This is a genomic window from Catenulispora pinisilvae, assembly GCF_015356865.1.
GTDB lineage: Bacteria > Actinomycetota > Actinomycetes > Streptomycetales > Catenulisporaceae > Catenulispora > Catenulispora pinisilvae.
In genome coordinates, this window is record NZ_JAAFZA010000290.1 from 1 (window position 1) to 11,642 (window position 11,642).

Consider the following 11,642-nt stretch of genomic DNA (forward strand, 5'->3'; position numbering starts at 1 on the left):
ACCGCTAAGCTGCGTCTACGGGCCCTTCGATTGCTATTCTTCCGGTCGGTTTTCGGTTCGTTCCCCTCGGTCGCGTCGGCAGGGCTTTGCCTACAGTGCCGGTGGCCGGGAGTCAAGTTCGCGCTATCAAAACCGCAGCTTGCAGGTTCGACCGCAGCGGCGCGGACTTTACTCCCGGACGCCGGTGCTGTACCCCTTGGGGCTGACGACGCGACCGTGGGGAACGGACCGTAGCCACCTCACAAACCGCCAGCGCAGGGCCCTGAGGCGACCACCCTATGGAGCAGCGCCAGTTCCCCGAGGGAGCCGAGAGCCCCCGCCGGAGGCGCCGGGCTCTTCATCACAGTTTTTGACCTTGATCTTGCAGTTGATCTTGCTTGTGATCTTGCTCTTGCCCCTGCCCCTGCCTCTGATCTTGCTCTTGACCTGGCTCTTGCCTGTGCTCGTGCTCCGACTTGCCGGAGTCGAAGAGGCCTGAGGTGCGCCGGGTTCGTGAACGCGAAAACCGGCAGCCGACAAACACACCCGCCAACCCGAACCCCGAACCGGCACAACCATGACCGAAGGCCGTAAAAATCGCCTTTCAACCCACAATCCAACCGCAGCCCGGCCCGCAAACTCCAGCCCCAAAGAAGAACCCGAACCCCAAACAGCTCCTAGCCCTGAAACAACCCCTAATCCCGAAACAACCCCTAATCCTGCGCAGCAATCAGCACCTTGGCAAGAGGTTCGAGCGCTGCGATGAGCTCATCAAGCTCGCCCGCCGACAGCGCCTCGTAGGGCGTCGCCGCCAGGTCGTCGGTGAGCGCCTCGATCCGCTGCTTAGCCGCGCGTCCCTGCTCGCTCAGCCAACCGTCGTCGCCGATCAGGCCCCGATCGCGCAGTCCGTCGATCACGGCGGCGAGTTGTGCCGTCGGAAGGTGGTGGATCCGGCCGAACTTCTCCGCCGGCATGTCCATGTCCAGGGCGGCGAGGACGTGCGCCTCGGTGCGGCCGATGCCCTCGCTCATCAGGGCCGCGATGTGCCCGTCGCCGCGGTGCTCGCGTAGCAGGGAACCGGCGTGGAAGAAGCGGGTCGCCACGTCGTCGGGGGTTGGGAGGGCGCGTAGTGCGGCGTACATGGGTCGGCCTTCGCATGGGACGCTGGTCGCCGCCTTGAGCAACAGCTCGGTGGTGCGGGCGAAGGTGGGGTCCTCGACGCGGTTGGCGAGGATCCGGCGGAGGGCGTTCGTGCAGCCCTGGCGGCGTGCGGCGATCGCTGCTTCGGGGGTGGTGGTGCGCCACACCTTCGGGATGTGGCGGGCCACCTCGCCGGGGGCGAAGTTGTAGAACAGCGCGTCGACCACCTCGGCGGGGGCTTGGCCCAGGGGGGCGGCGCGGCCGGCGAAGTAGGTGTCCCAGTAGTCGGTGAAGCCCAGGGCGAACATTGTCTCGTTGGGTTCGTCGGCTGTGTACGGGATGAGGCCGATCGGCTCGACGAGCTCGTACATCCGGCGTGCGACGCTGTTCATCGTCGACTCCTCCTGCGGCAGGTCCGGCGCCCTTTGCGGGCGCGTTCAATGACTTGGACGACGGTGCGCCGCGAAACTCATCGCGCAAGGCCGAGCGCAAGGCCGAACTCGGCGCGCCCCGACGCCCGACCGCCTAGGAAACCGCTTCCAGCCCCACCTCAGCGCCATGCCAGGTGGCAGCCAGTTCCTCCACCGGCACGTCCAGCGCCGCGCCGAGGCACACGATGGTGCCGAAGCCGGGCGAGGGCAGGCGGCCGGTCTCGATCTTGCGGAGGGTCTCGGGGGAGATGCCCGCCGCGGTGGCGACCTCGACGAGGTCGCGGTCCGCCCGGGCCCGGCGTAGGCGGGCGCCCAGGCGGCGGCCGGCTTCGAGCTGCTGGGGGGTGAGTGGTTGGCGGACCATGGGCTCAGGATACGGCTGGTATTTCTATACCGGAAGGCGCTACGGTGGTTGGTATAGAAATACCGCAGGCGTCCGTCGGCGCCGAGTCCCCCCCGCGAGGTAGCCGTGATCGAGCTCAAGACCCCTGCCGAAATCGAGCGTATGCATGTCACCGGCCGGTTCGTCGGCGAGGTGCTGACCGAGGTCGGGCGGCGCGCCGACGTGGGCGTCAACCTGCTGGACCTGGAGCGGCACGTGCGCGGGATGATCAAGGAGCGGGGTGCGGTGTCCTGCTACTGGGACTACTCGCCCTCGTTCGGGCGCGGCCCGTTCCGCAACGTCATCTGCCTGTCGGTGAACGACGCCGTCCTGCACGGCCTGCCGCACGACTACGTCCTGCGCGACGGCGACGTGCTCAAGGCCGATATCGCGGTCACCATCGACGGCTGGGCCGCCGACTCGGCGCGCACGGTCATCGTCGGCACCCCGGCCGCGGACGATCTGCGCGTCATCCGGGCCGCCGAGGAGGCGTTGGAGGCGGCGATCGAGGAGGCGCATCCGGGTCGGCGGGTAGGGGATATCTCTGAAGCGATCTCGTCCGTGGCCCGCGGTTACGGGTACCCGGTCAACGGCGAGTTCGGCGGCCACGGGATCGGCCGCACCATGCACGAGGGCCCGCACATCTCGAACACCGGCCGATCGGGCCGTGGCCTGGTGCTTCGGCCGGGGCTGGTCCTGGCTCTGGAGCCCTGGTTCGCCAAGACCACCGACCGGATCGTCTATGACCCCGACGGCTGGACCATCCGCTCGGCGGACGGTTCGCGCGCCGCGCACGCCGAACACACCGTTGCCATCACCGAGGACGGGCCGATGGTGCTCACGCGTCGGGAATCAGAGAACTGATTCTGATTGCCGCGGTCCGGTCGCCGCGCCCGCCGATCGGCTGCCGATGACGCCCTGACCTGGCGCCCAGAGGTATCCGGCAGCCGGGGATATCCCGGTGTGGTGCGGCATTCCGGCCGCGTTCGTGAATTCACCCGTTGACACAATAAACAGGATATCTGTTCGGTGCGGCGGCAATGTGCCGAGCGCACCGAGAATGCGCACATCTCGTGGAAGATCGGCGGCAATGTCCGCCTCGGGGCCGAGCCCGGCGGACGGTGATCGCCGCCGGAGTGCGGCCGTGCGCTCGGCCGCACGCCCTGCCGCGCGCCCGGACCGGTCCGCGTAACCTGTCCGGCCATCGGACGTAACCTGTCCGGCCGTTGGACCCGGCCCGGCGCCTCACCACAGCGGCCGCAAAGGCGGCAGATCCTCACCGGCCATCGTCCGGATGACCGCCGCCAGGCCGGCCCGGGGCATGGTCAGCCCGCGCTCGCCCAGCTTCTCGTTCAGCTCCTCCTCCAGCTCGCGCAGCACCGTGCCGGCCACCGTGAGATGCCGTAAGGCCTTGTCGGTCAGCACCACCAGCTTGCGGCGGCCGCCGGCCGGGTGCGGCAGGCGGCGCACGTACTGGCGTTCCTCGAGATCGTCCACGATCTGCCCGGCGGCCTGTTTGGTGACGCTCAGCTTCTCGGCGAGTTCGGTGCTCGTCGAGCCGGTCGTGCCCAGGGCCTGGAAGACCAGACCGTGCATCGGCCGGAGGTCGGAGTACCCCGCGACGTCCAGCCGGCGGACGAATTCGGAGAGAACGAGCTGGAACGCCATACCCAACAGGAAGGTCAGTTCGGAGCCCTCAAGTGGATCGATCGGCTTCTCGGGCGGGTCTGTCGGGTCGGTGGCGTCCACCCACCCATGTTGACATACACCAATCCCTGTTGCTTTGCTTAGGGTGCAAGTAAAGCAGCTTTATACGAGGAGCGCTGAAGCGATGTACGTGGTTACCGAGACTGAAGAGCGCACCACCCGGACCCCGGCCGGTGCGATGTTCGGCCTGGCCGCACCGAGCCAGGGCGGTACCGAGGTCAGCACGTGGCGGGTGGAGATCGCGGACGGCCTGGCCACCCCGGTCCACCAGATCGACAAGGAGCAGGTCTGGATGCCCATCGCCGGGGCCTTCGAGGTCGAGATCGACGGCGCGAGCGAGCAGGTCAAGGCCGGTCAGGCGGTGGTCATCCCGGCCGGCGCCACCCGGCAGCTCACGGCGGTCGGCGACACCCAGGCGCTGGTCGCGATGGCGGTCGGCGGCAAGGCCGTCATTCCCGGCAAGGAGGACAAGATCCCGCTGCCCTGGGCCGAGTGAGCCGCGCCGGATCCGTGTGACGCAGCCTGGCCAGGGGTGGCCCCAGCCCCCCGGCGGCCAGGCTGCGGTGCCGTCTCGGATCCGGATCCGGATCCGGCGCCGGAACTGGGGGTAGGACCGCGCCGGACTCGCACCCGCACCCGCACCCGCGCAGACGCCAAATCCGCGCCGCACCCGCACCTGCACCCGCGCCCGCGCCGCATCGCACCCGCGCCGAAAGCACCTCTCGCCGGGTTACCCGCCTGGCACCCATCCCCAGCAACCAGCAACCAGCAACCAGCAATCAGCCACAAGTCTCGAGGACGCAATGAATCCTGATCTCAGCACCGGGCGCCGCCGGGCGATTCTGGCGCTGCTCGCGGTCACCGTACTGATCGTGGTCATGGACCTCACGATCTTGAACGTCGCCATGAACCAGATCCAGGCCGGGCTCGGCGCCTCCAACGCCGACCTGCAGTGGGCGCTGGACTCCTACCTGATCACCTTCGCGGCGTTCCTGTTCACCGGGGGCGTCACCGCCGACCGCTTCGGCCGCAAGAAGGTCCTGATCGGCGGTCTGCTGATCTTCGGCACCACCTCCGGGCTGGCCGCGTTCTCCACCAGTATCGGGGCCCTGATCCTGTGGCGCGCGGTGATGGGGGTGGGCGCCGCCGTGGTGCCGACCGTCACGCTGGCGCTGATCATCGTGATCTTCCCGCCGATGGAGCGGGCCAAGGCGATCGCGGCCTGGGCGGCGGCGGCCGGGGTGGCCTTCGCGGTCGGCCCGGTCCTGGGCGGCCTGCTGCTCGACAAGTTCTGGTGGGGCTCGGTCTTCCTGGTCAACGTGCCGCTGATCGTGGTCGCGGTGGCGCTGATGATCTGGCTGGTGCCGGAGTTCAAGAACCCGAACCCGGCCAAGTTCGACCCGCTCGGCGTGGTGCTGTCCATCGTCGCGGTGGCGTCCCTGGTCTACGGCATCGTGATCGGCGGGGACAAGAACGACTGGACCCGCGCCGACGTCCTGGGCCCGATCGCGGCCGGCCTGGTGCTCGCCGTGGTCCTGGTGGTCGTCGAGCGCCGGATGGCCTCCCCGGCCCTGGATGTCAGCCTGCTGCGGAACTCGCGGTTCTCGGCCGGCACCGTGGTGATCGCGCTGTGCTTCTTCGCGCTGATCGGCGCGATCTTCATCACGCAGTTCTACTACCAGACGGTGCTCGGCTACTCGCCGCTGAAGGCCGGTCTGCTGGTGCTGCCGATGGGCATCGGCTCGATGGTGGTCTCGGCGCGCTGCCCGAAACTGGTCGCCAAGTTCGGGCCGCGCATGGTGGTGACGGCCGGTTCGCTGGCGATGGCGATCTCCTTCGCGCTCACCAGTTCCTTCGACGCCGGCACCGCGCTGGTGGTGCTGATCGTCGCGCAGCTGCTGTTCGGTCTGGGCTGGGGCTGCATCATGGCCCCGGCGACGGCCTCGCTGATGTCCGTGGTGCCGCCGATGAAGGCGGCGGCCGGGCAGGCGGTGTCGCAGACCGGCCGGCAGGTGGCCGGGGCGCTGGGCATCGCGGTGATCGGCAGCATCCTGGGGGTGGAGTACCGGGACTCGATCGGCAGCGCGGTGAACGTGCTGCCGGCCCATCTGCGCGGTGACGCCGCCGGCTCGATCGGCGGGACGCTGGAGGCGGTGAAGTCGGCCGGGCTGACCACGCAGGCCCCGGCCCTGATCCACAAGGCGATGGACGCCTACCTGTCCGGCATGCGGGTCACGATGCTGGTGATCGCCGGCGTCGCGGTGCTGGCCGCGCTGGTCTCGTTGCGCTGGCTGCCGAACCAGCCGCCGGCGCCGCCGATGCCGCCGCCCGCGCCGCCGGTTCCGGCCGCCGCCAAGCCGGAGGGTGCCGCGTCGGCCGCGTCCGAGCCCGCCGCCGCACAGTCGGCCCCTGCACAGTCCGCGACCGCACAGTCGAGCGCCGGTGCCGCGCCGGTCACTGGCGCGAATCCGTCGGGCGCGCCGGCCTGATCGCCGACCGTCCGCACCGCGGCCCGCGCTGAGTGCTCGCAAACCCTTAAGGGTTTGCGAGCACTCGGCTATCTGCTCGAAACATGCAGCTCTTAGGGGTTGTTCTGAGTGTAACCCGACCGTAAGACAAGTAGCTTGACTCGGCGTTCCGGGCTCCCGTAGGCTCTCGATTCGAACCCTGATATGAAGTTTCTTTTTCGGGTTGGGGGATCGTGTCTAACAGTGAAATGCTGAGTGAACTCACCGTGCTGTCAACAGGAGAACTCGCCGAATGGTTGCGTTCGGCGATTTCCCGGCGAGTGGGCTGTGCCCCGGAGGAGATCCGCGACGACGAACCGTTCTCCGCGTACGGACTGGATTCAATGCGGGCGACTGATCTTGCCGTCGCCCTTTCGGAATTGCGCGGCGAACATATATCGCCCACTGTGCTCTGGGCCTATCCCACCGTCGGCGCCCTCGCCGGGCACCTGGTGGAAGGTGTCACGGCCGCGGCCCCACCGCGACCGCGCACCCGCCGGGACGGCCCGCCCGAGCCGATCGCCGTGGTCGGCCTGGCCTGCCGGTTCCCCGGTGGGGCGGACGTCAGGCAGTTCTGGCGGCTGCTGAGCCAGGGCCGTGACGCGGTCCGCGAGGTGCCCGCCGAGCGCTGGGAGATCAGCGGTCTGGTCGACGCCGATCCCATGGCCGCGGGCACGATGGTCACCGCCCGGGCCGGCTTCCTGGAGCAGCCGCTGGACGGCTTCGACCCGCTGTTCTTCGGGATCTCGCCGCGCGAGGCCCAGGAGATGGACCCGCAGCAGCGGTTGTTCCTGGAGGTCGCCTGGGAGGCGTTGGAGGACGCCGGGCTGGCCGAGGAACACCTGCACGGCACCCGGACCGGCGTCTTCGCCGGCAGCATCTGGCACGACTACGCCGACCTGGCGGCCGGCCGCCGGGACACCCTGTCCACGCACTCCGCGACCGGCCGCGCCGCCAACATGGTCGCCAACCGGCTCTCCTACGCGCTGGACCTGCGCGGCCCCAGCGTCACGCTGGACTCGGCCTGCTCCTCCTCGCTGCTGGCGATCCACCTGGCCTGTCAGAGCCTGTGGACCGGGGAGTCGGTGCTGGCTCTGGCCGGCGGGGTGAACCTGCTGCTCAACCCGGACACCATGGTGTCGCTGACCAAGTTCGGCGGCCTGGCCCCGGACGGGCTGTGCAAGGCCTTCGACGCCCGCGCCGACGGCTTCGGGCGCGGCGAGGGCTGCGGCGTGGTCGTGCTCAAGCCGCTGTCCCGGGCCCTGGCCGACGGCGACGACGTCTGGTGCCTGATCCGCGGCTCGGCGACCAACAACGACGGCCTGAGCAACGGCCTGACCGCGCCCAACCCGATCGCCCAGCAGGAGGTGCTGCGCGAGGCCTACCGGGTCGCCGACATCGCCCCGGAGAAGGTCGGCTACGTCGAGGCGCACGGCACCGGCACCATGCTCGGCGACCCCATCGAGGTCGCGGCGCTGGGCGCGGTGCTCAGCCCGGGCCGGACCGAGCCGCTGGTGCTGGGCTCGGTCAAGACCAACATCGGCCACCTGGAGGCCGCCGCCGGCGTCGCCGGGTTCATCAAGACCGCGCTGATCCTGCGGCACCGCCGAATACCGGCGAGCCTGCATTTCGAGCAGCCGAATCCGCATATACCGTTCCAGCGGCTCGGCGTTCGTGTGCCGGTCGAGTGCGAGGATTGGCCGGAAGGCGTGGAACCCCTCGCCGGGGTCAGTGCCTTCGGCTGGGGCGGCACCAATGTCCATGTGATTCTTGAGAGATTCGAGGAGCCTCCTAAGCAGACTCCTCCCGACCTTTCCCCGGCGTCCACCGAGGCGCGCCCCAAGCTCGGCTTCATCTGTTCACCCTATGGCCAGCAGTGGTTCGGCATGGGGCGTCAGATGTATCGCACCGAACCGGTGTTTCGGGCCGTACTCGAAGAATGCGATAGAGAGCTTTCCCGCTATGTCGGGTGGTCCCTGGTAGAGGAATTCCTGCGGGAGGAAACCTATGAGGGAACCGGCGACGTCGGCGTCGTGCAGCCGATCCTGTTCGCCCTCCAGGTGGCGCTGGCCCGGTGGCTGGAAGCCGCCGGTGCGCGTCCGGACGTCGTGGTCGGACACAGCCTCGGCGAGATAGCCGCGAGCGTCATCGCCGGAGTGCTCGATCTGCCCGACGCGGTACGCCTGGTCCACCACTACAGCGACCAGCAACGCCGGGTCGCGGGTCTGGGCGGCGGCATGGCGGTCGCCGAGATGGCCGCCGACGAACTGCGGGCCTATCTGGCCGAGCGTGGGGCCACGGCCGAAGTGGCGACCATGAACGGCCCCCGCACCACCGCCCTGGCCGGCGAGCAGGCCGAGCTGTCGGCGATCGTCGCGGATCTGAAGAGCCGGGGCGTGCTCAGCTCCCTGATCCGGGTCGACCTGGCCGCGCACAGCCCGGCGATCGACGCGGTCACCGCGGACCTCACCGCCGCCATCGGCACCCTGACGCCGCACCCGCCGCGGCTCCCGATGATCTCCACGGTCACCGCCGAGCCGCTGAACTGGCGGGCCGCCTCGGCCGAGTACTTCGTGGAGAACCTGCGTCGGCCGGTCCGGCTGGCCGAGGCCACCGGCCTGGCCCTGGCCGAGCACTGCGATCTGCTGGTCGAGATCAGCGCGCATCCGGTGCTGCTGGCCGCCCTGAAGCAGAGCGCCGAGGACAGGGCCGCCGAGACCGGGCGCGAGGTGCCGGTGCTCGGCGCGATGCGCCGGGACGACGACGACCGGTCCGGGCCGTTCGAGTTGCTGGCCGAGCTCGCCGGTCACGGCGTGGACGTCCGGCTGCCCGGTCGGGCCGACTCGCGCGGGGAGTTGTTCGTGCTGTCCGCCAAAGCCCCGGAGGCGTTGCGGGCGCTCGCCGAAGCAGTCGCGGACACCGTGCCGGATCAACAGGGCCATGAACAGGGCCATGAACAGGGCCATGAACAAGACGACGAACAGGACCCTGACATCTGCCTGCCGGATCTGGTCGAGGCCGCGAACCGGCGGGGTTTGCAGCCCTATCGGCTGGCCCTGCCCGCGCACGACATCGAGGGCCTGGTCCGGGACCTGAAGGACTTCGCACTCGGCGGTGCGCCGGCCGGGTTGTCAGTATCCGAACAACCCGTCGGGACGTCGCCGAAGGTCGCGTTCGTCTTCCCCGGGCAGGGCGCGCAGTGGCTGGGGATGGCCCGGGCACTGCTGCGCACCGAGCCGGTCTTCCACACCGCGATCCGCGAATGCGACGCCGCGGCCGCCGAGTTCGTCGACTGGTCCATCGAGGACGAACTCGGGCGCGACGAGGCCGACTCGCGGCTGGAGCGCATCGACGTCGTGCAGCCGGTGCTGTTCGCGATCGAGGTCGCGCTGGCCGCGCTGTGGCGCTCGTGGGGCGTGGAGCCGTTCGCCGTCGTCGGGCACAGCATGGGCGAGGTCGCCGCCTCCTACGTGGCCGGCGCGATCTCGCTGCGGGACGCCGCCCGCGTCATCTGCCGGCGCAGCCTGATCATGCGGCGGCTCAGCGGCACCGGCGCGATGCTGGCCGTGGAGCTCACCGTCGACGAGGCCCGCGAGACCATCGCGGGGCACGAGGACGTCGTGTCGCTGGCGGTGAACAACAGCCCGCGCTCGACGGTGCTCTCCGGCGACCGGGACGTCCTGAGCGGGATCGCCGAGCAGCTGACCGCCCGGGAAGTGTTCCACCGCTGGGTCAAGGTGGACGTGGCCTCACACAGCCCGCAGATGGACCTGCTCCGCCCCGACCTGCTGACGGAACTGGCGGACGTGAGCCCGCAGGCGGGCACCGTGCCGATCTACTCCACGGTCACCGGCGAGGTTCTGGACGGCTCCCAGTTGCAGGCTCCCTACTGGGTCGCGAACCTGCGGGACCCGGTGCTGTTCGGCGACCAGATCGCCGCGCTGATCGGTGCCGGCGTCGAGGTCTTCGTCGAGATGAGCCCGCACCCGATCCTGCTCCCGGCCGTCGAGCAGGTGGCCGTCGAGCACGGGGCCGAAGTCGCCGCGCTGCCCTCGATGCGCCGCAACGAGACCGAACACGACACGCTGCTGGAATCCGCCGGACGGCTGCTCGTCCGCGGCGGCCGGCTGGACCGCGCGAAGCTTGCCACCCCCGGCCGGCGCGGCGTACGGCTGCCGGCCTATCCGTGGCAGCGGGAAAGGCACTGGCTGCCGGACCTCGACGGCCCGGTCGAGTCGGCCGGCGCCCGCGGCACCGCCCGTGACACCGTCCGCGACGCCCTGCTCGGCCAGCGGTTCGATTCGCCGATCGAGCCCGGCACCTCCTACTGGCAGATGTCCTACGGCCGCGACGTCGCCGCGGTCCGGGACCACCGCATCGGCCGGGCCGCGGTGCTGCCCGGCGCCGGATACGTGGAGATGGCGCTCGCCGCGTGCGCCGAAGTCCGCCCGGATCGCAAGCACGTCATATCAGAGCTCTCCTTCCGAGAGCCGCTGGTGATCCCCCAGCGGGGGACCCGCCGGGTTCAGGCGGTCCTGGAGGGCGGCGCAGACCAGACCGCACGGCTGCGGGTCTTCGCACCGGGGCCGGAAGGCGCGGCCTGCGTCGCGGAGATGCAGGTCTCTTATACCGAGGACGAGCCGCCGGCCGAGCGCGGCGACCTGACGACCCTGGAGAAGCAACTCGACGAACGCGTATCAGGCCCCGACTACTACCGGATCCTGAGCGCGCACGGCCTCGACTACGGTCCGGCCTACCAGGGCGTCACCCGGATCTGGCGACAAGGCGCCGAAGCCTTGGCGCTCGTCGAGCCCACGGCCGAGGTGGTCCGCTCCGGTCGAGCGCACCAGCTGCATCCGGCGCTGCTGGACGCGGCGTTGCAGGCCGCGGTGGCGCCGATGCTCGGGCCGGATTGGGGCGGCGGGGACACCGAGGCCTTCCTCAGCCAGGGGCTGGCCCGGCTGGTCCTGCACCGATGTCCGACCGGTCCGTTCTGGGCCCACGCCGTCTGCCGGGCCGACGAGGACGGCCGGCACTGGGCCGCCGACGTCCGGCTCTACGACCCGGACGGCACCGTGCTGGCCGAGGCCTCCGGGTTGCGCGGAGTCCGGCTGGCGCAGATGCCGCAGCTGGCCGACCCCGCTGACGTCGATCCGGACGGCGCCGATCTCGTCGCGACCGGCGAAGGAGCCGAGCAGAGTGGCAGAGAGCTGATAGCGGCGCTGCCCTCCGGCCCCGAGCGCCGGGCGGCGCTGGAGGAGGCGGTCCGCGACGCCATCGCCAAGGTGGTCAGGATCGCCCCGGACCGGGTGGAGGCCAACCGGCCGCTGCGCACCCTGGGCCTGGACTCGTTGCTGGCCCTGGAACTGAGCAACCGCCTGGGCCGCGTCTACGGGATCCGGCTGTCGGCCACGCTCGCCTACAACTACCCGACCGTCCAGGAGATGGCGCCGTTCCTCGCCGAGCGCCTGGACATCCCCTTGGACGACCCGGCCC

At 70.2% G+C, this 11,642-nt stretch carries 7 protein-coding genes; 4 read left to right on the forward strand and 3 right to left on the reverse strand.

Translation table 11 applies throughout. The features are described from left to right. Positions 1 to 692: 692 nt before the first annotated feature. Together IZR01_RS43320 and IZR01_RS43325 are read right to left on the reverse strand one after the other, a co-directional pair. Entirely contained in the window at positions 693 to 1,511 is an 819-nt protein-coding gene (locus IZR01_RS43320) for an SCO6745 family protein (RefSeq protein ID WP_194927218.1), read from the reverse strand. Between the two features lie 133 nt (positions 1,512 to 1,644). Next, on the reverse strand, positions 1,645 to 1,914 hold the full coding sequence (locus IZR01_RS43325; RefSeq protein WP_194898440.1) for a helix-turn-helix domain-containing protein: 270 nt from the start codon (positions 1,912 to 1,914) through the stop codon (positions 1,645 to 1,647). 105 nt (positions 1,915 to 2,019) lie between these two features. Here IZR01_RS43325 and map point away from each other — a divergent pair, with 105 nt between their 5' ends. Continuing rightward, positions 2,020 to 2,796 (forward strand): type I methionyl aminopeptidase, encoded by a 777-nt coding sequence (gene map / locus IZR01_RS43330; protein ID WP_194927219.1) that lies wholly within the window; start codon positions 2,020 to 2,022, stop codon positions 2,794 to 2,796. A gap of 381 nt (positions 2,797 to 3,177) precedes the next feature. Here map and IZR01_RS43335 read toward each other — a convergent pair whose 3' ends face one another. After that, positions 3,178 to 3,600 (reverse strand): MarR family transcriptional regulator, encoded by a 423-nt coding sequence (locus IZR01_RS43335; RefSeq protein WP_194927222.1) that lies wholly within the window; start codon positions 3,598 to 3,600, stop codon positions 3,178 to 3,180. Positions 3,601 to 3,763: 163 nt separating this feature from the next. On the opposite strand from IZR01_RS43335, the gene IZR01_RS43340 reads away from it, so the two are divergent. From IZR01_RS43340 to IZR01_RS43350, 3 genes are all read left to right on the forward strand, one after another. Further along, positions 3,764 to 4,135 carry a cupin domain-containing protein gene (locus tag IZR01_RS43340; protein ID WP_194898441.1) on the forward strand — a complete coding sequence of 124 codons (372 nt, stop codon included), beginning with the start codon at positions 3,764 to 3,766 and terminating at the stop codon, positions 4,133 to 4,135. Between the two features lie 307 nt (positions 4,136 to 4,442). After that, positions 4,443 to 6,128, forward strand: coding sequence for an MFS transporter (locus tag IZR01_RS43345; RefSeq protein WP_194927220.1), 1,686 nt, complete (start codon positions 4,443 to 4,445; stop codon positions 6,126 to 6,128). A 227-nt stretch (positions 6,129 to 6,355) separates the two neighbouring features. Further along, positions 6,356 to 11,642 (forward strand): type I polyketide synthase (locus IZR01_RS43350; RefSeq protein WP_194927221.1); only part of this gene is annotated, 5,287 nt, incomplete at its 3' end.